The organism is Pseudomonas sp. GL93, from assembly GCF_003408955.1.
GTDB classification, from domain to species: domain Bacteria; phylum Pseudomonadota; class Gammaproteobacteria; order Pseudomonadales; family Pseudomonadaceae; genus Aquipseudomonas; species Aquipseudomonas paracarnis.
The window spans coordinates 1-20,353 of record NZ_NKRF01000110.1 but is presented as its reverse complement, the minus strand read 5'-3'; the positions used below and the strand labels follow the sequence as shown (position 1 = coordinate 20,353).

At 62.2% G+C, this 20,353-nt stretch carries 17 protein-coding genes and 1 pseudogene; 11 read left to right on the top strand and 7 right to left on the bottom strand.

Annotated elements, in window-relative coordinates:
* Positions 1-143: 143 nt before the first annotated feature.
* On the top strand, positions 144-1,097 hold the full coding sequence (locus tag CER19_RS23995; protein WP_032893723.1) for an adenosine deaminase: 954 nt from the start codon (positions 144-146) through the stop codon (positions 1,095-1,097).
* A gap of 126 nt (positions 1,098-1,223) precedes the next feature.
* Here CER19_RS23995 and CER19_RS23990 read toward each other — a convergent pair whose 3' ends face one another.
* From CER19_RS23990 to CER19_RS23980, 3 genes are all read right to left on the bottom strand, one after another.
* Positions 1,224-2,594: an MFS transporter gene (locus tag CER19_RS23990; protein ID WP_116668227.1), complete on the bottom strand. Its 1,371-nt coding sequence runs from the start codon at positions 2,592-2,594 to the stop codon at positions 1,224-1,226.
* Positions 2,595-2,795: 201 nt separating this feature from the next.
* A complete protein-coding gene (locus CER19_RS23985) occupies positions 2,796-3,482 on the bottom strand; it encodes a helix-turn-helix transcriptional regulator (protein ID WP_116668226.1) in 687 nt (228 codons plus the stop codon).
* Positions 3,483-3,635: 153 nt separating this feature from the next.
* On the bottom strand, positions 3,636-4,547 hold the full coding sequence (locus CER19_RS23980) for a LysR family transcriptional regulator (RefSeq protein WP_116668225.1): 912 nt from the start codon (positions 4,545-4,547) through the stop codon (positions 3,636-3,638).
* Positions 4,548-4,664: 117 nt separating this feature from the next.
* Here CER19_RS23980 and CER19_RS23975 point away from each other — a divergent pair, with 117 nt between their 5' ends.
* The 3 genes from CER19_RS23975 to CER19_RS23965 all read left to right on the top strand — a co-directional run bounded on the left by CER19_RS23975 (position 4,665) and on the right by CER19_RS23965 (position 6,435).
* Positions 4,665-4,958, top strand: a complete 294-nt coding sequence (locus tag CER19_RS23975) for a putative quinol monooxygenase (protein ID WP_116668224.1) — start codon at positions 4,665-4,667, stop codon at positions 4,956-4,958.
* Between the two features lie 137 nt (positions 4,959-5,095).
* Entirely contained in the window at positions 5,096-6,109 is a 1,014-nt protein-coding gene (locus tag CER19_RS23970) for a zinc-binding alcohol dehydrogenase family protein (RefSeq protein WP_116668223.1), read from the top strand.
* A 146-nt stretch (positions 6,110-6,255) separates the two neighbouring features.
* A complete protein-coding gene (locus tag CER19_RS23965) occupies positions 6,256-6,435 on the top strand; it encodes a hypothetical protein (protein WP_014716767.1) in 180 nt (59 codons plus the stop codon).
* A gap of 8 nt (positions 6,436-6,443) precedes the next feature.
* On the opposite strand, the gene CER19_RS23960 is transcribed toward CER19_RS23965, so the two are convergent.
* Entirely contained in the window at positions 6,444-7,637 is a 1,194-nt protein-coding gene (locus CER19_RS23960) for a multidrug effflux MFS transporter (protein ID WP_116668222.1), read from the bottom strand.
* 87 nt (positions 7,638-7,724) lie between these two features.
* On the bottom strand, positions 7,725-7,922 hold the full coding sequence (locus CER19_RS23955) for a heavy-metal-associated domain-containing protein (protein ID WP_014716765.1): 198 nt from the start codon (positions 7,920-7,922) through the stop codon (positions 7,725-7,727).
* Positions 7,923-8,069: 147 nt separating this feature from the next.
* Between CER19_RS23955 and CER19_RS23950 the strand changes: the two genes are divergently transcribed.
* The 3 genes from CER19_RS23950 (at position 8,070) to cueR (ending at position 11,116) form a co-directional block, all read left to right on the top strand.
* Positions 8,070-8,450, top strand: coding sequence for a hypothetical protein (locus CER19_RS23950; protein WP_116668221.1), 381 nt, complete (start codon positions 8,070-8,072; stop codon positions 8,448-8,450).
* 66 nt (positions 8,451-8,516) lie between these two features.
* On the top strand, positions 8,517-10,718 hold the full coding sequence (locus CER19_RS23945; RefSeq protein ID WP_116668220.1) for a cation-translocating P-type ATPase: 2,202 nt from the start codon (positions 8,517-8,519) through the stop codon (positions 10,716-10,718).
* On the top strand, positions 10,715-11,116 hold the full coding sequence (gene cueR, locus CER19_RS23940) for a Cu(I)-responsive transcriptional regulator (protein ID WP_003188242.1): 402 nt from the start codon (positions 10,715-10,717) through the stop codon (positions 11,114-11,116). Before CER19_RS23945 ends, cueR begins: the two co-directional genes overlap by 4 nt.
* Positions 11,117-11,345: 229 nt before the next feature.
* On the opposite strand, the gene CER19_RS23935 is transcribed toward cueR, so the two are convergent.
* Both CER19_RS23935 and CER19_RS23930 read right to left on the bottom strand, forming a co-directional pair.
* Entirely contained in the window at positions 11,346-12,245 is a 900-nt protein-coding gene (locus CER19_RS23935; protein ID WP_116668219.1) for a PA4780 family RIO1-like protein kinase, read from the bottom strand.
* A gap of 134 nt (positions 12,246-12,379) precedes the next feature.
* Positions 12,380-13,657, bottom strand: a complete 1,278-nt coding sequence (locus CER19_RS23930) for an acetyl-CoA C-acetyltransferase (protein WP_116668218.1) — start codon at positions 13,655-13,657, stop codon at positions 12,380-12,382.
* 113 nt (positions 13,658-13,770) lie between these two features.
* On the opposite strand from CER19_RS23930, the pseudogene CER19_RS23925 reads away from it, so the two are divergent.
* The 4 genes and pseudogenes from CER19_RS23925 to CER19_RS23910 all read left to right on the top strand — a co-directional run bounded on the left by CER19_RS23925 (position 13,771) and on the right by CER19_RS23910 (position 19,983).
* Positions 13,771-15,123 (top strand): annotated as a pseudogene (locus CER19_RS23925) (3-oxoacyl-ACP reductase).
* Between the two features lie 2 nt (positions 15,124-15,125).
* Positions 15,126-15,974 carry a MaoC/PaaZ C-terminal domain-containing protein gene (locus tag CER19_RS23920; RefSeq protein ID WP_116668217.1) on the top strand — a complete coding sequence of 283 codons (849 nt, stop codon included), beginning with the start codon at positions 15,126-15,128 and terminating at the stop codon, positions 15,972-15,974.
* Between the two features lie 301 nt (positions 15,975-16,275).
* Complete coding sequence (locus tag CER19_RS23915) at positions 16,276-18,114, top strand: collagen-like triple helix repeat-containing protein (protein ID WP_116668216.1); 1,839 nt, start codon at positions 16,276-16,278, stop codon at positions 18,112-18,114.
* A 186-nt stretch (positions 18,115-18,300) separates the two neighbouring features.
* Positions 18,301-19,983: a ShlB/FhaC/HecB family hemolysin secretion/activation protein gene (locus tag CER19_RS23910; protein WP_116668215.1), complete on the top strand. Its 1,683-nt coding sequence runs from the start codon at positions 18,301-18,303 to the stop codon at positions 19,981-19,983.
* Positions 19,984-20,353 lie beyond the last annotated feature (370 nt).

The window sequence follows — 20,353 nt, the reverse complement described above, 5'->3', positions numbered from 1 at the left end:
CCGAGCCGCTAACGTTTCGTTACACCTTAGTTCAGGCCACCCTTGCGTGAGTGACAGAAATACTCTCCTGCTGGTCAGGTTTTGCCGATTATTTCAGCCATGGTCTGTAGAATGCCGCCATTGCACCTGATGAGATTTCAAAAATGTACGATTGGCTCAACGCCCTGCCCAAGGCTGAATTGCACCTGCACCTGGAAGGCTCGCTGGAGCCTGAGCTGCTGTTCGCCCTGGCCGAGCGCAACAAGATTGCGCTGCCATGGAACGACGTCGAAACCCTGCGCAAGGCCTACGCCTTCAACAACCTGCAAGAGTTTCTCGACCTGTATTACAAGGGCGCCGATGTGCTGCGCACGTCCCAGGACTTCTACGACCTGACCTGGGCCTACCTGCTGCGCTGCAAAGCCCAGAACGTGATCCACACTGAACCCTTCTTCGACCCGCAAACCCACACCGACCGTGGCGTGCCGTTCGAAGTGGTGCTCAACGGCATCGCCGCTGCGCTTAAAGACGGCGAGCAGCAACTGGGCATCACCAGCGGTTTGATCCTCAGTTTCCTGCGCCACCTGAGCGAAGACGAAGCGCAGAAAACCCTCGACCAGGCGCTGCCGTTCCGTGACGCGTTCGTGGCCGTGGGCCTGGACAGCTCGGAAATGGGCCACCCCCCGAGCAAGTTCCAGCGCGTGTTCGACCGCGCCCGTCACGAAGGCTTTTTGACCGTGGCCCACGCAGGTGAAGAAGGCCCTCCCGAGTACATCTGGGAAGCCATCGACCTGCTGAAGATCCAACGCATCGACCATGGCGTGCGCGCCATCGAAGACGAGCGTTTGATGCAGCGCATCATCGACGAGCAGATCCCGTTGACCGTGTGCCCACTGTCCAACACCAAGCTCTGCGTGTTCGACGACATGGCCCAGCACAACATCCTCGACATGCTCGAGCGTGGCGTGAAAGTCACCGTGAACTCGGATGACCCGGCGTACTTCGGCGGCTACGTCACCGAGAACTTCCATGCGCTGTACACCAGCCTGGGCATGACCCAGGACCAGGCCACACGCCTGGCGCAGAACAGCCTGGATGCGCGGCTCGTGAAGCCATAACTGAATAGACCCGGACTCAACCTGTGGGAGCTGGCTTGCCTGCGATAGCGGTGTATCAGCCAGCCTCTTATTGCCTGACCTACTGCTATCGCGGGCAAGCCCGGCTCCCACATGGCCCCATCAGCTTTAAGCCTGGGTGAGCTCTTCCAGGGTCTTGCCCTTGGTCTCCATCCCAAACAGCCACACCACCAGCGCCGCCACCGCAAAGCACAGCGCGCCCAAGGCAAATACCCCGCCCTGCCCGGTTATCGGGAACACCAGCCCGGTCACCAATGGCCCCAGCAACGAACCAACCCGCCCAATCGCCGACGCAAACCCCGAGCCGGTCGCACGTGCCGAGGTGGGATACAACTCCGGCGTGTAGGTGTACAGCACCGCCCACATGCCAAACAGGAAGAACTGCATCAACAACCCTGAGGTGATCAGCAGGCCCACGTTGCCGCCAAACACTGCGCTCTGCCCATACACAAACGCCATCACCCCGCCGCCCAGCAAGGTCACCACGCACACGGGCTTGCGTCCCCAGCGCTCGACCAACCACGCGGCCATCAAAAAGCCTGGGATTCCGCCCAGGGAAATGATCACCGTGTAATACACCGACTGAGTCACAGCAAAACCCGATTGCTGCAACAACGCACTCAACCACGACGTCAGCCCGTAGAACCCAAGCAGGGCGAAGAACCACACACTCCAGATCATCATCGTGCGTTGGCGGTACTGCGCTGACCACAGCTGCTGAAACGCGGAGAAAAACGTCCCCGGCGCACTCTCGATCCGTGGCAGGGCAATCGGCTCCGGCAAGTCGGCGCGGCCCAGGGAATCGCGCACCTTGTGCTCGATGCCCAGCAAGACCTTGTCCGCCGCCTCATGGCGCCCAGCCTGTTCCAGCCAACGCGGCGACTCCGGGATAAAGAAACGGATGGCCAGCACAAACACCGCCGGTATCGCCAACACCAGAAAGATGTCGCGCCAGCCAATCACCGGCAATAAGAAGTAAGACAACACACCCGCGGCCACAAAACCCAACGGCCAGAAGCCATCCATCAAGGCGATGTAACGCCCGCGTCGCTTGGCGGGGATCAGCTCCGACAGCATCGACTGGGCAATGGGAAACTCCATGCCCATGCCAATGCCCAGCAAGATCCGGAACAACGTCAGCGTCTCCACCGTCTGCGCCGTGGAACACAGGTAGCTCGCCAGGCCCCAGAGTACGATGCTCCACTGGAACACCGGCTTTCGCCCGAAGCGATCAGCAAGCATCCCGGACAGCGAAGCGCCCACCACCATGCCGAAAAAACTCGAACTGGCCAGCAACCCGGCCTGGGCCGTGCTCAGGCCAAACTCGGCTTTGATCGAGCCCAACAGGAAGGTCATCATCGCCAGGTCCATGGAGTCAAAGAAAAACGCCAGGGCGATGATGATGAAAATGATTCGGTGGTAACCGCTGATGGGTAACCGTTCCAGGCGTTCCGCCGCGCTATAACCCTGCCTACCCATGCCGCACCCCTCGTATGAAAAAATCCCCTTGGCGAGTGTGCGGCATCGTTTGCGCCGGCTATTGCTGGATGCGACCTGACGACAGCTGAGAACGACGCGAGCACCTGTAGGAGCGAGCTTGCTCGCGAAGATCGTTAACGATAACGCGGGGCATCTGGAGAAAACGCGGCGCACTCAAGTTTTTCGCGAGCAAGCTCGCTCCTACAGTTTGGCAATGCGAGCTATGTGCTCAAGCCCCCCGTCATTGACCGACAGGGCCCGTGACTCGTTGATCACACTGATCCAGTTCGCCTGCAGAAACAGTTGCATCAAGCCCGCCCCCAACGCACCGCCCAGATGGGGTTGCTGCTGGCTCCAGTCGAAACAGTCGCAGGCCAGCGGCGATGCCAATGCCTGGGTAAAAATGCCCAGTTCCGCTAACGCCTGCACGCCCTTGGGCGTCACCTCGGTACGCTGCTCATGGCGCTCAATCCATCCGGCCTCAAGCATCCGTTGATACAGCTGCGCCGCCAGCTCGCCGCCGAGGTGGCCGTGGCACCAGCGGGCGCGGCGCAGCAACGGCGGTGCGCGCAGCGCCGGTGGCAAAACATCCGGGGTGCTGCGGGCCGCACTGGCCATAGTGGTGCTGGCCAATGCATCAATGGCGGTGCTGACATCAGCGGCCGCTACCCGAAACAGGCGCTGGCCTCGCCGCGCCCCGATCCGCAACAGGCCGCTGCCGGTCAGCCGCGCCAAGTGTGCATTGGCTGACGCCGGCGACAAACCGGCCAGCGTTGCCAGTTCGTCTGAAGATTTCGCCGAACCGTCCATCAAGGCCCAGAGCATGGCCGTGCGTTTAGGCTCGGCGAGCAAGCTGGCGATCTGACTGATGCAAGGTGCTGCTCCCATGTATTCACTCCCTGTTAAACCATTTTTTCTGCTGCGGTTGACGCCCAAGTATAGGTGCGCGGGCAGTAGGTTCCGCGGCGTCTGACAGTGCAGATCAGGACAGGATACGAGTGAAACTTCCGAGCGTGGCGCAGGCTATTGCCGAGAAGCCATTCACCCCGGTCGCTGCGCGGTCAATGTCGCACAACGGGACACGAGCATGTCCCGCAGCAGATTGATGGGTTTACTCAATTGCGCACGGTGGGCGCACAGCAGGTTGAGCGGGGTGCGCTCGCCCTGCAGTTCCGGCAGGATCAAACGCAAGCGCCCGGCCAGCACATCGGTGCTCACATCCAGCCACGACTTGTAGGCGATGCCCATGCCCGCCACCGCCCAGCGGCGCACCACATCAGCGTCATCGCTGAAGCGATCGCCGCTGACCGTCAGGCTTACGTGGCGCTTGCCATCGTAAAAACCCCAGTGGTCGTGGACGCGGCTGCCGAGCATGTACAGCAGGCAATTGTGCTGGGCCAGTTGTTCCAGATGGCGCGGCTCGCCATGCCGGGCGAGGTAACTGGGTGCGGCGCAGAGTACGCGAATATTGTCCGGGGCGATGGGCAGCGCAATCAGGCTGGAGTCTTCGGGTTCGCCGTAACGCAGGGCAATGTCCACGGGCTGGCGGAACAGGTCGGCAATGCGATCACCGAGCAACAGGCGCACGTTCAGTTGCGGATGCTCCTGCTGGAATGCGTCCAGCCACGGCAACAGTTGGTTGCGGCCAAAATCCGAGGGTGCCGACAATTGCAGCAAACCACTGACGTGATCCTGGCCACTGGCCAATAGGCGCCGCCCTTCATCCAGCGCACTCAGTGACGCCCGTGCGTACTCCAGAAAGCCCTCGCCTTCGGCCGTCAGCCGAAGGCTGCGGGTAGAGCGCGCCAGCAAGCGCGTGCCCAGCTGCTGTTCGATACGCTTGAGCGCAGCACTGGCCACCGCCGGTGACAGGTCCATGACCCGCGCCGCAGCCGACAGGCTGCCCAAGTCCGCCGCCCGCACAAACAACTGCAAATCATCAAACCGCAGCATGCATTTCCGCTCATTATCAATATTTGGTTGAAACAGCCTGCTGTTTTAGCCGCTTTTATCGGCATGGGAAATAGCCAATCATCTGCCCATCCCGTTAGCCCGTGCCAGGAGTCGACTATGTCCACCGCTTTTAACGTCATCGCCACGCTGATCGCCAAACCCGGCCTGCACGCCACCCTGGAGACCCTGCTGCGCGGCCTGCTGGAACCGACTCGCCTGGAAGCCGGTTGCCAGCAGTACGACCTGCACCAGGACCTGCAACACCCCGAGACCTTCTACATGCTCGAGCGCTGGAGCGACGACGCGGCGCTGGCCGACCACGACCAGAGCGCGCATATCCAGAGCTTTCGCGCCAAGACCGCCGATGTGATCGAACACTTCGAACTCAAGCGCCTGAAATTTCTCGCCTGATCCCGCCTTTTTTTGTAGGAGCGAGCTTGCTCGCGAAAACCCAAGGACGACGCGCGAAATCAGAAACACCGCGTCATCGTTAACGATCTTCGCGAGCAAGCTCGCTCCTACCTTGACCGTATTCACTTGGAGTCATCATGAAAGCCATCGCCTACTACGCCTCACTGCCGATCAACGATCCAAAATCCCTGCAAGACATCGAACTACCAGCTCCCGAGGCCGGCCCCCGTGACCTGTTGGTGGAAGTCAAAGCCATCTCGGTCAACCCGGTGGACACCAAAGTGCGCCAGAACGTCGCCCCGGAAAATGGCGCCGCCAAAGTGCTGGGTTGGGACGTGGCGGGTGTGGTCAAGGCGGTCGGCAGTGACGTGACGTTGTTCAAGGCCGGCGACAAGGTCTACTACGCCGGTTCCCTGGTACGCCCAGGCGGCAACAGCGAACTGCACACCGTGGATGAACGCATCGTCGGCCATATGCCCAAGAGCCTGGGGTTTGCCGAAGCGGCCGCATTGCCGTTGACCGCCATCACCGCGTGGGAGCTGTTGTTCGAACGTTTGCAGGTGACTGAAGGCAAGGACGATCAAGGCCAGAGCCTGCTGATCGTCGGCGCTGCCGGTGGCGTGGGGTCGATCCTGACTCAACTGGCCAACCAGCTCACCGCGTTGAAGGTCATCGGCACCGCCTCGCGCCCCGAAACCCAGGCATGGGCCAAGGCTCTGGGAGCACACGTGGTGATCGACCACAGCCAGCCGCTGAGCGAAGCGTTGAAACAGGCCGGGCACGGGCAAGTCACCCACGTTGCCAGCCTGACCCAGACCGAGCATCACCTGGACCAACTGGTCGAAGCGCTGCAACCCCAAGGCAAGCTGGCGTTGATCGACGATCCCAAGGCCCTGGATGTGAGCAAGCTCAAGCGCAAGAGCCTGTCGCTGCACTGGGAGTTCATGTACACCCGTTCGATGTTCGAGACGCCAGACATGATCGAGCAGCACAACCTGCTCAACCGCGTGGCCGAACTGATCGACGCCGGCATCCTGAAAACCACGGTAGGCGAGCACTTCGGCGTGATCAACGCGGCGAACCTGCGCCGCGCCCACGCCCTGCTGGAAAGCGGTAAGGCCAAGGGCAAGATCGTGCTGGAAGGGTTCTGAAAAAACGGCTGTCAGTGTCGTCCGTTATCTGCGTAGGTAATGGACGACACCATTAGTCCGAGAGTTGATCCTTGTCATATTTATGAGCCCGTTCAGGTTTATATTGGCCGCCTTTGCCACGATTCTTTTACGTGAGGAAGTCAGCAATGAAAATCCTGATAAAAGCGTTAGCAAAATCCCCAGGCAGCCAATGGCAAGTTCGTCTCGACGGCGAGGCCATCACCTTCCGCAGTGAGGCCGAGGCCCGCGCCTTCGCCGACACGCTGCAGGCCCGGATCCAGGCTCCCCATCGCTTCCCCCTCAACCAGCAACGCTCCGCTGGCTGAGCCGAACTTCAGACCTGCGCCTGTACGGCCCTTGCCCGTTGCAGGCGCTGGGTCGCCATGGCAATGGTCACCGCCAGCACACCGCAGAGGCTGATGACCATGGCCATCGGCATCGCCGTCCCGTCGTGCAACACGCCGACCAACGACGCCGCGCCTGCCGCCACACCGAACTGGATGCAACCGAGCAACGCCGACGCGCTACCGGCCCGAGCACCCTGCCCGCTCATGGCACAGGCCGAGGTATTCGGCAAAATGCAGCCCAGGCTGGCGATACAGATAAACAGCGGCACCAGCAACGGCCATAGTGCCTCGGTGCGCAACGCGGCAATCCCCAACAGCGTCAACGCCGCCGCCACGTAGACCCACACGGTGCGCGACAGCAAAAACGCCGGGCCGCGCTTGGCGAGCAATCTTGCGTTCAGTTGCGCCACCAGGATAAAGCCCGCGGCGTTGGAGCCGAACAACCAGCCGTAATGCTCGGCCGGCACGCCATAGAGCTTGATAAACACGAAGGGTGAGCCGGCGATGTAGGCAAACATCCCGGCAATCGAGATGCCGCCGGTCAAGGCATAGCCCAGGTACACCCGGTCTGACAGTAGCGAGCCGTAGCGGCGCAACGAGCCCGACAACGGCTGACGCGGCTGATCGGCCGGGAAGGTTTCCGGCAACCCGACCGCCACGGCGATGGCCGCCATCACGCTGAACAACGACAACGCCAGGAAAATCGACTGCCAGCCCCACACCCCGACCATCAGGCCACCGGCCAACGGCGCCAGGATCGGGGCCAGGCCGGTCACCAGCATCAGTTGCGAATACACCTTAGCCGAGCCCACGGCATCGCATTTGTCACTGACCACCGCCCGGGAAATCACCATGCCCGCGCACCCGCCAAGAGCCTGCACGAAACGCGCGCCAATCAGCCACTCCAGGGACGGCGCATACGCACAAGCGAAAGACGCGAGGGTAAACAGGGTGACGCCGCTCAGCAGCGGCACGCGCCGGCCAAAGCGGTCCGCCAGCGGCCCGTAGATCAATTGACCCATAGCCAGGCCCGCGAAATACACGGCCAGGGTCAGTTGGATATGTTTTTCGTCAGTGGCAAAGGCCGTGGCCATTGCCGGAAAGCCCGGCAGGTAAAAGTCGATCGCCAACGGCGCGAAGGCGCTCAGGGCGCCCAGAATCAGGATTATGCGAAGGTTCATCAGACACCCAAGTGAGTCGGCAGCTCAACAGTCTAGCCGCGCTTGGGTGCCATGAACATTACGTTAGGTGGCTAACGATCAGAAAAATCACGCCAGCTTGGCGCTGTAGCCTTCTTCGGTTATCAGGCCGATCACGTCATCTGCAGATAAGCGGCTTTCCACACCCACTTCTTTCGCCGCCAAATCCACCTTTACACTCGCCGCCGGATCCTTGCTCTGTACCGCCTGGGTCACCGCTTTAACGCAATGGCCGCAGGTCATTCCTTCAACGCTGAATATTTGCATGACATGACTCCTTTGATGAGGTTGAGCCCAGTGTCGAGCTTGCCATGATGGCAAGGTCAAGTTCTCAGTATTTCTGCCGGGCTGGTATTCGGCGGCGACGTCGGCCAAGCTTCAACCTTCCTAGCTGTGAACCACGGAGCATTCGCCATGCGCTGGTCGTTTTTTGCCCTTGCCGGCCTGATGAGCTTGCCTGCCGCTGCGCCCCAGGCCCTGGCAGCTGAAGATTATGCGGTGCTGATTATTTCCCGCGAACGCCTGGAAGTGCCGACCCCCTGCGAGATCGGCCTGTATATCCAGGACCAACTGGCCGGGCGTCTGTTCCAGGAGCAGGCGACGTCCTTCAACCTTCCCTCCGGCGATGTGTCGTTGCGCCTGAAACTGTTGCCGGGTCAAGCTCCAGGCTGTCTGCCGGGCCTACTCGCACCTGCCGCGCAGAACATCACCTTGAAAGCCGGTGATGTACGCAAATTGCGCATTGCCCAAGGCCCAAACGGCATGTACCTCAAAGCCGCGGCATTGGAATACTGAAGGGGCTTGACCTTCCCCACAGGTTAAGGTTGATCCTAGTGGCAACTTCTTCTGGAGGACTGCCCCATGAATGGATCCACCACCTTTGACCTGCCCATCGGCGGCATGACCTGTGCCAGCTGTGCCGGGCGGGTCGAACGCGCGCTGGGCAAAGTGCCGGGCGTGCAGCGTGTCAGCGTCAACCTGGCCAATGAGCGCGCGCGCATCGAAGTACAGGGCCAGATGGACCCCAGCGTGCTGATCGCCGCTGTCGACAAAGCCGGTTACACCGCCACCCTGCCCCAAAGCGAAACCGCCACCGACGCCGATCAAGCCCGACGCCTGCGCCGCGAGCGCTGGTCGCTGGTCGCGGGCATTCTGCTGGCGTTGCCCTTGGTGCTGCCGATGCTGGTAGAACCCTTCGGCCTGCACTGGATGCTCCCCGCCTGGATACAGTTTGCCCTGGCCACGCCGGTGCAATTCATCCTGGGTGCGCGCTTCTATATCGCCGCCTGGAAAGCCGTGCGCGCCGGCGCCGGCAATATGGACCTGCTGGTGGCGATCGGTACCAGTGCCGGCTACGGCTTGAGTATCTATGAATGGCTCACCGCCGCCCCAGGCGTGACGCCGCACCTGTACTTCGAAGCCTCGGCGGTGGTGATCGCTCTGGTGCTGCTGGGCAAATACCTGGAAAGCCGCGCCAAACGCCAGACTGCCAGCGCCATCCGCGCCCTTGAAGCCTTGCGGCCGGAACGTGCGATTCGCGTGCAGGACGGCCGTGAAGAAGACGGCGCCATCAGTGCGTTGAAGCACGGCGATCTGGTGCTGGTCAAACCCGGCGAACGCTTCCCGGTGGACGGTGAGGTGGTGGAAGGCCAGAGCCATGCCGATGAGGCGCTGATCAGTGGCGAAAGCCTGCCGGTGCCCAAACAACCCGGCGACGCGGTCACAGGTGGCGCCATCAACGGTGAAGGCCGCCTGCTGGTGCGCACCCTGGCCCTGGGCGCGGAAAGCGTGCTGGCGCGCATCATCCGCCTGGTCGAAGACGCCCAGGCCGCCAAGGCGCCGATCCAGAAACTGGTAGATAAAGTCAGCCAAGTGTTCGTGCCGGCCGTGCTGGTATTGGCACTGATTACCGTAGTGGGCTGGTGGCTGTATGGCGCCTCCCTGGAAACCGCCATCATCAATGCGGTCGCCGTATTGGTGATCGCCTGCCCTTGTGCCTTGGGCCTGGCCACGCCGACCGCGATCATGGCCGGCACCGGCGTCGCCGCACGCCACGGTATCCTGATCAAGGACGCCGAAGCCCTGGAGCGCGCCCATGCCGTGAGTGCCGTGGTGTTCGACAAAACCGGCACCCTCACCTCCGGCGCGCCCAACATTGCCCATTTGGCGGCCGTGGATGGCAACGAAGCCCTATTGTTGCAACAGGCCGGCGCCCTGCAACGCGGCAGTGAGCACCCACTGGCCAAGGCCGTGCTGGATGCTTGCCGCGAAAAAGGCTTGGACGTGGCCGATGTGAGCGCCAGCCAATCCCTGACCGGGCGCGGCATTGCCGGTACGCTCGACGGTCGGCCATTGGCCCTGGGCAATCGCCGCTTGCTGGAAGAAACCGGCCTGGACGCAGGCGATTTAGGCCCGCGTGCCAAGGAATGGGAAGCCGAAGGCCGCACCTTGTCCTGGCTGATCGAGCAAGGTGCGCAGCCCCGCGTGCTGGGGCTGTTTGCCTTTGGCGACACGCTCAAACCCGGCGCGTTACAGGCCGTGCAACAACTCAAGGCGCAGCACATCAGCAGCCACCTGATCACCGGCGATAACCACGGCAGTGCGCGGGTGGTGGCCGAGGCCTTGGGCATCGACGATGTGCATGCCGAGGTACTGCCCGCCTATAAAGCCGCTGCCGTGGCCGAGCTGAAAAAAACCGGCGTGGTGGCCATGGTCGGTGACGGCATCAACGATGCGCCGGCCCTGGCCGCTGCCGATATCGGCATCGCCATGGGCGGCGGGACCGACGTGGCCATGCACGCCGCCGGTATCACCTTGATGCGTGGCGACCCGCGCCTGGTGCCGGCCGCCCTGGAGATCAGCCGCAAGACCTACGCGAAAATTCGACAGAATCTGTTCTGGGCCTTTGTGTATAACTTGATCGGCATTCCCCTGGCCGCCTTCGGCCTGCTCAACCCGGTACTGGCTGGCGCTGCCATGGCCTTATCCAGCGTCAGCGTGGTGAGTAACGCCCTGTTGTTGAAAACCTGGAAACCCAAGGACTTGGAGGATCAACGCCCATGAACATCGGCCAAGCCGCCCGCACCAGCGGGCTAAGCGCCAAGATGATTCGCTACTACGAATCCATTGGCCTGCTGAAAACCGCCCACCGCACCGACAGCGGCTACCGGGTGTACGGCCACGACGACCTGCACACCCTGACGTTCATCAAGCGCTCGCGGGACCTGGGGTTTTCACTGGAAGAAGTCGGCAAGTTGCTGACCCTGTGGGAAGACCGCCAGCGAGCCAGCGCCGACGTAAAAGCCTTGGCGCGCCAGCACATCGACGAGCTCAATCACAAGATTCGCGAGCTGGGGCAACTGCGCGATACCTTGCAGGACCTGATGGAGCACTGCCAGGGCGATCATCGGCCCGATTGCCCGATCCTCAAGGAATTGGCAGCGGGCAACTGCTGCGCCTGATGCTCTGGCTTGATACACGCAATCCAAATGTGGGAGGGAGTGATTGAACCACCGCCATCGGGGCAAGCCCTAATTTTTGTAGGAGCGAGCTTGCTCGCGAAAAACTCAAAGACGCCGCGTCCACTCAGGAAGCACGCGTTATCGTTGACGCTTTTCGCGAGCAAGCTCGCTCCTACAGGGCATTAGGGCAAGCCCCCCTCCCATATTTTGATCTTCATCTACCCGAAGATCACTGCATCCAAGGCGGCGGCGGTGGCTCGTCCGGCACTTTGCTCGTTGGCGCATCGTCCGCCGCGCGAATCGCCTGGCGACGCTCTTCATCCACCCGCGCCGCTTCGATTTCGCGGATCACACCGCCCACATCCGCCAGTTCTTCCGGTTCGTCGAACTCACCGGTCAATACACTGGCCGGGTGCAAAGTGCCGGCTTCGTACAGCGCCCACATTTCCTTGGCGTACTTGGTCTTCTTCAACTCCGGGGCAAAACGCCCGAAGTAGGAAGCCATGTTGCCCACGTCGCGCTCCAGCATGCTGAACGCGTGGTTGTTGCCCGCCGCATCCACCGCCTGGGGCAGGTCGATGATCACCGGGCCCGTAGGCGTGAGCAGTACGTTGAACTCGGACAGGTCACCGTGCACCAGGCCGGTGCACAGCATCAGCACGATCTGGGAGATCAGGAAGGCGTGGTATTCGCGCGCCTGGTCCGGCTCCAGCACTACGTCATTCAGACGCGGCGCCGCATCGCCGTACTCGTCGGCCACCAGTTCCATCAACAGCACGCCTTCGAGAAAATCGAACGGCTGGGGCACACGAACGCCCGCACCGGCCAGGCGAAACAACGCCGCCACTTCCGCGTTCTGCCAGGCATCTTCGGTTTCTTTCTTGCCGAACTTGGAGCCCTTGGCCATGGCTCGCGCCTGGCGGCTGTTACGGACCTTACGGCCCTCCTGGTATTCGGATGCCTGACGAAAACTTCGTTTATTCGCCTCCTTGTAAACCTTGGCGCAACGCAATTCATTGCCGCAGCGCACCACATAAACAGCTGCTTCTTTACCACTCATCAGAGGGCGCAGCACTTCGTCGACCAGACCGTCTTCGATCAGGGGTTCAATGCGTTTAGGAGTCTTCATCAGCTTTTATTGTGGGTCCTGTATTACCAAACACGCGTGTGGCACTCGTTATACGGCAATCGGCTCGCCGGGGGGAGAGGCTACTGACCTCTGACCCCTTCAGAATGCATTCAATGGGCCAACTTTTTCGCCGATCAGCGTTCGATAATCGCCGTCACGCCTTGACCACCGGCGGCACAGATGGAAATCAACCCACGGCCCTTGCCCGCCGCATCCAATAATTTAGCCAAGTTGGCGACGATCCGCCCACCGGTGGCGGCAAACGGATGGCCCGCCGCCAGGGAACTGCCCTTGACGTTAAGCCGACTGCGGTCGATAGACCCCAGCGGCGCGTCCAGGCCCAGGCGGCTCTTGCAATAGTCGGCGTCTTCCCAGGCCTTGAGCGTGCACAACACTTGGGCGGCGAAGGCTTCGTGGATCTCGTAGTAATCAAAGTCCTGCAAGGTCAGGCCGTTGCGCGCCAGCAAGCGGGGTACTGCATACACCGGCGCCATCAGCAGGCCCTCGGCGCCGTGGACGAAATCCACCGCCGCTGCTTCGCCATCGCGCAGGTAAGCCAGGATCGGCAGGCCGCGCTCCTTGGCCCACGCCTCGCTGCCCAGCAGCACCAGAGAGGCACCATCGGTCAGCGGTGTGGAGTTGCCCGCGGTGAGCGTGCCCTTTTCGCTGCGCTCGAAGGCCGGCTTGAGGCTGGCGAGTTTTTCCAGGGTCAGGTCGGGGCGCAGGTTGTTGTCGCGGGTAAGGCCGAGAAAGGGTGTGAGCAAATCGTTGTGCCAGCCTTCGGCGTAGGCCGCCGCCATCTTCTGGTGGCTCTCCAGCGCAAGCTGGTCCTGCTCGGCGCGGGGGATCTGCCAGGTCTGGGCCATCAGTTCGCAGTGCTGGCCCATGGACAAACCGGTACGCGGTTCGCCGTTGCGCGGCAGTTGCGGCTTGAGGTGATGAGGACGAAGTTGTAACAGGAGTTTTAATTTATCTGCCAGGGATTTGCTGCGGTTGGCTTGCAGCAGGATCTTGCGCAGCCCTTCATTCACGCCAATCGGTGCATCCGACGTGGTGTCCACCCCGCCGGCAATGCCGCACTCGATCTGGCCCAGGGCGATTTTATTGGCCACCAGCAGCGCCGCCTCCAGCCCCGTGCCGCAGGCTTGCTGAATGTCGTACGCAGGGGTTTGCGGTGACAGGCGCGAGCCGAGCACGCATTCACGCGTCAGGTTGAAATCACGGGAATGCTTGAGCACCGCGCCGGCGGCCACCTCGCCCATGCGCAGGCCGTGCAGGTTGTAGCGCTCGATCAGGCCCTCCAGCGCGGCAGTCAGCATCGCCTGGTTACTCGCCGTGGCGTAGGGGCCATTGGAACGGGCGAAAGGAATGCGGTTACCGCCAATGATCGCTACACGGCGCAATTGAGTCATGGAAAGCTCCCTTGTGGTGGTGGGTGGAATCATCAAGCCTAGCCTAGGCTCAATCGAACGACTGCCACCCCAGGGTGGTCAACCTTTGAACCCCAGCCTTCGGAGAGCGTTCCATGTCTGACCGTTATATCGACTTCGCCAACTCAAGCCTCGGCCATCGCCTGGTCGCCGCCATTGGCCTGCCGTCACCGGTACGCCTGGAACGCTGGCAAGCCGGACGCCTGCGCCCGGTCGAAGGCGCACTGCTGCTGGGCGGTGGCGCACTGGCGACCCAGGTGCTGGCGTTTGCCAACCGACTCACCGACGCCGTCTACAGCTACGGCGCCGAAGCCTCGACAGCGCCCGCGTGGATTCCAGGGCACGGCCCCAAGCTCAAGGCGGTGGTGTTCGACGCCAGCGGTTTGCAGCAAGCCGACCAGCTCAAGCAGCTGCGCGAATTCTTCCAACCACTGCTTAAAAACCTCGACCACAGTGCCCACTTGGTGATCCTTGGCCGGGCGCCGGAAAGCCTCAGCGATCCGTTCGCCGCCAGCGCCCAGCGCGCCCTGGAAGGGTTCAGCCGTTCCCTGGCCAAGGAGCTGCGCAGCGGTGGCGTGCTGCAGTTGCTCTACGTGGGCGACGGCGCTGAAGACCAGTTGGAAGGCGCGCTGCGGTTTTTCCTCTCGCCCAAGAGCGCTTATATCTCGGGCCAGGTCATTCGCCTGGCAGCTTGCGATACCCCGGTGCAAGACTGGACGCGCCCGCTGGCCGGGCGCAAGGCATTGGTTACCGGCGCCGCTCGAGGCATCGGTGCCTCCATCGCCGAAACCCTGGCCCGCGACGGCGCCGAGGTCATTCTGCTCGATGTGCCCCAGGCCAAGGCTGACCTCGAAGCCCTGGCCGCACGCCTGAATGCGCGCACGGTGGTGCTGGATATCTGCGCCGAAGATGCCGCACGCCAACTGATCGAACACCTGCCAGACGGGCTCGACATCCTGGTGCACAACGCCGGCATCACCCGCGACAAAACCCTGGCCAACATGACCCCGGAATACTGGGACGCAGTGCTGGCGGTCAACCTCAAGGCACCGCAACTGCTGACCAAGGCCCTGCTCGACAGCGGCACCCTGCAAAACAACGCCCGGGTAGTGTTGCTGGCCTCCATCAGTGGCATCGCCGGCAATCGTGGGCAAACCAACTAGGCCGCGAGCAAGGCCGGGCTCATCGGCCTGGCTCAAGCCTGGGCGCCGCTGCTGAAGGAACGTGGGATCAGCATTAACGCCGTTGCGCCTGGGTTTATCGAAACCCAGATGACCGCGCATATCCCCTTCGCCCTGCGGGAGGCCGGGCGCCGCATGAGTTCCCTGGGCCAAGGTGGCTTGCCCCAGGACGTGGCCGAAGCCGTCGCCTGGCTGAGCCAGCCGGGCTCCGGTGCGGTCAGCGGCCAGGCGCTGCGGGTGTGTGGGCAAAGTCTTCTGGGAGCGTAATCATGCAATGGCAAACGTTGGACAGCACCCCGTCTCTACTGCCGCTGTATTGGCGCGCGGCGCTCAAGCGCAAGATCACCGGCAGCACATTGCCCGAACGTGGGTTGCGCTGCCGGATGAGTGTCAATCCCAGCGCCGTTGCGGCGTACCGCAAGGTATGCGGTTTTGCTGACAGCCCGATGCTGCCCGCGACTTATCCGCATATCCTCGCGTTCGGCCTGCAACTGCAACTGCTGACGGACAAGACCTTTCCATTTCCGCTGCTGGGGTTGATCCACCTGCGCAATTGCATCCGTATTCATCGGCCGTTGGGTGGGGTGGGTGACGTGAGCGTCGGTGTCTATGCACGCAATCTCAGCCCCCATCCCAAAGGGGCCACCTTTGACATCGTCACCGTTGTAGAGGATGCCCTTGGACTCTTGTGGGAAGCCGAAAGCCAAATGTTATGCCGGGGCGTGAAGCTGGAAGGCGAAGCCCTGGAGAGCGGATTGCAAACCCCAGACACGCTCACCGAATTGACGCGCTGGAAAGCGCCCACTGACATAGGCCGCCGCTACGCCCGAGTGTCCGGCGACTACAACCCCATCCACCTCAGTGCGCCTACCGCCAAGCTGTTCGGTTTTCCCCAGGCCATCGCCCACGGGTTGTGGAACAAGGCGCGCACCCTCGCGGCGCTGGCAGAACAGCTGCCGGCCGCGAATATTGAAATCGACGTCGAGTTCATGAAGCCGGTGCGGCTGCCCAGTGAAGTGATATTGATGAGCAGCGCGGCCGGTTCCAGCGGGGCGTTGGAACTCAAAGGCGCTGGGGATATACAACATATGCTGGGGAAGTGGCAGCCGATTGCGTGAGAAACTCTGATTAATTGTATATATACACCCTAAGTTATAGCGGACCTTACGAGGTCCGCCTTTATTTACAACGCTTTGATTTTAATCATCTAAATATCCTGCAACATCCATCCATTACACCTTTGGTATTAGTCATTAAGCCGACTGTGGCCGGGTGTATATAAATCGTTAATACCAAGTTGAGCATTGCGTGAAAGAGTGCCCTGGCCTGAGATAGCCACACGGACAAACCTATCGTTATCCAAAGAAGTAACGAAGGTTTGAAACAACCAAGGTTGTACCAGGTGCAAGGAACTCAATCATGAAAACTCAAGTCGTGTTTTGGAAAGCAAGTACCGCGCTGGCCCTCGTTCTGGCAATGAGCCTGGGCGGCTGCAGCAGCGGTGGTGGCGGGCATAAATCAAGCGTGGCGGCGTCATCGCCGGATGCAGGTGCAGGTGCAGGTGCCGGAGGCGGTACAGGTGGAGGTACTGGTGGCGGTGATGGCGGCACGGGCGGTGGTACCGGTGGTGGCACAGGCGGCGGTGACGGCGGAACTGGCGGTGGTACCGGTGGTGGCACAGGCGGTGGTGACGGCGGCACTGGCGGCGGTACTGGTGGCGGCACGGGCGGCGGCACCGGTGGCGGTACTGGCGGTGGCACTGGCGGCGGTACCGGTGGTGGCACGGGCGGCGGCACCGGCGGAGGTACCGGTGGTGGCACGGGCGGCGGCACCGGCGGAGGTACCGGTGGTGGCACGGGCGGCGGCACCGGCGGAGGTACCGGTGGTGGCACGGGCGGCGGCACCGGCGGAGGTACTGGTGGTGGCACCGGCGGCGGCACTGGTTCGACAACCACCCCACTGGTCACCGGCCAGATCGCCGGCACCCTTGGCACCACAGTCGGCAATGTCGGCACAGCGGTCGGTAACCTGGGTTCGACGGTGAATGGCGTCCCCATCGTCGGCGCAACCGCTGGCGGCCTGGTCACCTCGGCAGGCACCGCTGTTAACAGCATCGGCACTGGCGTAACCGCCGGCTTGGGCTCACTGGGCACCAACACCAACTCCCTGGGCACCACGGTGGCAGGCGTAGGTAATGGGGTGGCCGATTTGGGCGGCGGCCTCTCGACCACCGGCCAATCACTGTCAACCACCCTCGGGGGAATACCCGTCGTCGGCGGTGTGACAGGCGGAGTAGGCACTGCGGTAGGTGGCGTTGTGGATAAAGTAGGCAACACCGTCACCATGCTCGGCGATACCCTCAGCACGGCCAGCACCACGGGCCCACTGGGTTCGTTGACCAACACCCTGGGCAGCAAAGTCGTGGTGCCTGTGGTGTCGCTGGTGGAAAACACCACCGGCAACCTGGGCAACGCAACCGGCCTGGGCGCTCCACTCAATGGCGTACTGGATAAAGTCGGTTCGGCTGTCACTGGTCTGGGGACTCAAGTCGCCAGCACCGGCGGCACGGGCAACCCGGTCACCGGTATTGTCGGCACCGTGCTCACTGGCGTCGGCGGTACACTGGATAAATCGGGTGGTTATGTGGCCCCAACCGGTGGCACCTCGGCTCCCGGCATTCCAGAGCTGGTGGGTGGCCTGGTGGCTAACGTAGGTACCGGCCTGAACGTGGGCAACACCAACGGCACCGTCAGTGCAGCGGGTGTGACCGGTGGTGCGGTCGGCGGCACCGTTGCGTCGCTGGGCACTGTGCTGGGTGGCACAGGTGTAGCAAACACCGCAGCTACCGCACCGGTCGCCACCGTGGCGGCCAATGTCGGCGCAGCGCTCAACCCTGTGACCAGCGGCGTCACCAACCTGACGCAAACCATCGGCACGACTACCGGTGTGGGTGCTCCGGTGAATGGTTTGGTCACTCAAGTCGGCGGCGCTGTGAGCAGCGTGGGCACTAACTTGACGGCAGCCAATGCCAACCCGATCACCAACGCGGTAGGCACCACCGTCACAGCGGTCGGCGGCACCGTCGCCTCGGTGGGTGGCCTGGTGACCGGCGGCACCACTGGCGGCACCAGCGGTGGCTTGCTCGGTGGACTGAATATCGGCACCACCGCCACAGCAACCGGCACGGCCACAACCACAGGCGGCACTACGGCCACTGGCGGTCTGGGCGGTTTGTTGAACGGCCTGACCGGCAAATAGAAATGCACCTGGCCGATTAGACGGCCTCCCCTACAGCGCCTACGCTTGGTTGAGACGAGAGACCTTTAATAAGTCTCTCGTCTTTTTTATGGGCGGCGACACGCTTTATCAATCGCCACCCTCCCGAACCGAGTCCCAGAACCCGGCGGGCCCGAAGCGCTGCTGCAGTTGACCATGGAGTGTCCTATGCGCGTGTTGACGCCGTTGTTATTGCTCACCCTCAGTGCCTACGTCCAGGCCGAGACCCTTCCCAGCTTTCTTAACAGCAACGACACTGTCCGCACCCTGCCGGTGCCCAACCTGCCCGCCGACGCCTACCGACCACCCTCGTCGAAAACCCAGGTACCTGAAGCGCCACCGACTGCCGGTCAGCCGCTGTTGATGGACACCAAGGTCACTATTCGAAAATTGCAGATCGAAGGCGGAACGGTCTACCCGCTCGCCGAGACGGCACAGGTGTATGCGCCGTTGATTGGACGGGAAACCAACCTCGCCCAACTGATTGAAGCGACCCGTGGCATCACCCGCCGTTATCAGGAGGATGGCTACCTGCTGTCCTACGCGTTCCTGCCGCAACAGAATTTCGAAAACGGCCTGGTCCGCGTGGTACTGGTGGAGGGGTACATCAAGGACTATCAACAAACCGGTGACATCGGTTCGGTGTCGGCCTACGTCGATAAACTCGCGCAGAAGCTCCTGGCTGAGCGCCCGCTGACCCGCAAGACCTTCGAGCGCTACACCACATTGATGAGCCGCATCCCCGGGCTCAGCGTACAGGCGCAAGTACCGCCACCGGGCACCACCGATGGCGCCACGCACATGCAGATCCAGGCCAGCCGCAAACCTTTCACCACCAGCATGAGCCTGGTGCAGAAAAGCCGTGGCGGCACGCAAGCGTTGCTGAGCGCCACCAGCAATTCCCAGACGTCCATGGGCGAGCAGCTCAGCGTCAGCGGCCTGTTCCCACCCGGCGAGGACAAAGAGCATTACTACCGCGTGGACTACAACCAATTCATCAACGCCGAGGGCACCCAACTGGCGCTCGCCGCCGAACGCTATCGCGCCGACCCCAACAGCAGCGTGCAACTGGACGGCGGTTTCGAACTCAAGCCGCACCAGTCCATCGACCGCTACTCCATTGGCCTGAGCCACCCGTTCATCGCCTCCCCCACCGAGTCACTCACCCTGGGCACGCGCCTGTACGCGGTCGACCAGACCACGCGCTATAAACTGGTGGGCTACCCGCTGCGTTTCGACATCGAATCCAACCTGCGCGCCCTGGCCTTCGAAGGCGATTGGCGCAAGGCCGACGCGCAACGCCTGCGCATTATCAGTGGTGGCCTGTACCAGGGCATAGACGGCTTGGGCGCCAAGGCCCGCAGCGACCTGGGCGTGCCCAAACCGGACCTCGACTTCTTCCGCCTGCGCCTTTCCGGCGTGCAAAGCGATAAGTTCTTCGACAACTGGCAAGGCGTGCTGTCCGGTGCGCTGTACTGGAGCGACAACACCCTGCCCGACAGCGAACGTGTGACCTTCGGCGGGCAGAATTTCGGCCGTGGCTACCCGGACGACCAAGGCTCGGGCGACAAGGGCTGGGGGGTGGCGTACGAGGTCAACTACAGCTTCAACCGCACCGGCAACTGGGTGAAGATCCTGCAACCCTACGTCGTAGTCGACCGCGCCAAATCCTGGTTCAACGACCTGCCGGTCAAGTCCAACGACATGTCCTCGGCGGCGGTGGGTCTACGCTTTGGCGACAAGAAGTACTACAACATCGCGCTGGAGGCGGCCAAACCAATGTCGGATATCGCCCTGGACAGCTTTAACCGCAGGCCGCGGTATACGCTGAGTTTCAGTTATCAATTGTGATGAGGGCACCTGTAATCAATGTGGGAGCTGGCTTGCTCGCGAAGGCGGTGTTTCAGTCAATGAGTCTTTAACTGAACCACCGCTATCGCAGGCAAGCCAGCTCCCACAAGGGTCTGTGTTGCTCACAGAATCAGTGCCCGACACAGATCCCTGCGGCCTGACAGCCGAACCCCCTCTACCTGAGCCCCCGCAATCAAACGGTGGGAGCTGGCTTGCCTGCGATGAGGGCCGGACAGTCGGCGACTAAGTGCCTGGCACCCCACGAGCCAAATGTGGGAGCGGGCTTGCTCGCGAAGGCGGTGTGTCAGTCAATGAATCTTTAACTGAACCACCGCTATCGCAGGCAAGCCAGCTCCCACATTTAATAAGC

Coding starts and splice junctions, on each gene's coding strand:
- CER19_RS23980 (WP_116668225.1), bottom strand. CDS start 4,547: ATGCTGCGGTTTGATGATTTGCAGTTGTTTGTGCGGGCGGCGGACTTG.
- CER19_RS23935 (WP_116668219.1), bottom strand. CDS start 12,245: ATGAAGACTCCTAAACGCATTGAACCCCTGATCGAAGACGGTCTGGTC.
- CER19_RS23975 (WP_116668224.1), top strand. CDS start 4,665: ATGTCCACCGCTTTTAACGTCATCGCCACGCTGATCGCCAAACCCGGC.
- CER19_RS23910 (WP_116668215.1), top strand. CDS start 18,301: ATGCGCGTGTTGACGCCGTTGTTATTGCTCACCCTCAGTGCCTACGTC.
- CER19_RS23985 (WP_116668226.1), bottom strand. CDS start 3,482: ATGGGAGCAGCACCTTGCATCAGTCAGATCGCCAGCTTGCTCGCCGAG.
- CER19_RS23960 (WP_116668222.1), bottom strand. CDS start 7,637: ATGAACCTTCGCATAATCCTGATTCTGGGCGCCCTGAGCGCCTTCGCG.
- CER19_RS23970 (WP_116668223.1), top strand. CDS start 5,096: ATGAAAGCCATCGCCTACTACGCCTCACTGCCGATCAACGATCCAAAA.
- CER19_RS23950 (WP_116668221.1), top strand. CDS start 8,070: ATGCGCTGGTCGTTTTTTGCCCTTGCCGGCCTGATGAGCTTGCCTGCC.
- CER19_RS23965 (WP_014716767.1), top strand. CDS start 6,256: ATGAAAATCCTGATAAAAGCGTTAGCAAAATCCCCAGGCAGCCAATGG.
- CER19_RS23995 (WP_032893723.1), top strand. CDS start 144: ATGTACGATTGGCTCAACGCCCTGCCCAAGGCTGAATTGCACCTGCAC.
- CER19_RS23915 (WP_116668216.1), top strand. CDS start 16,276: ATGAAAACTCAAGTCGTGTTTTGGAAAGCAAGTACCGCGCTGGCCCTC.
- CER19_RS23930 (WP_116668218.1), bottom strand. CDS start 13,657: ATGACTCAATTGCGCCGTGTAGCGATCATTGGCGGTAACCGCATTCCT.
- CER19_RS23920 (WP_116668217.1), top strand. CDS start 15,126: ATGCAATGGCAAACGTTGGACAGCACCCCGTCTCTACTGCCGCTGTAT.
- cueR (WP_003188242.1), top strand. CDS start 10,715: ATGAACATCGGCCAAGCCGCCCGCACCAGCGGGCTAAGCGCCAAGATG.
- CER19_RS23955 (WP_014716765.1), bottom strand. CDS start 7,922: ATGCAAATATTCAGCGTTGAAGGAATGACCTGCGGCCATTGCGTTAAA.
- CER19_RS23945 (WP_116668220.1), top strand. CDS start 8,517: ATGAATGGATCCACCACCTTTGACCTGCCCATCGGCGGCATGACCTGT.
- CER19_RS23990 (WP_116668227.1), bottom strand. CDS start 2,594: ATGGGTAGGCAGGGTTATAGCGCGGCGGAACGCCTGGAACGGTTACCC.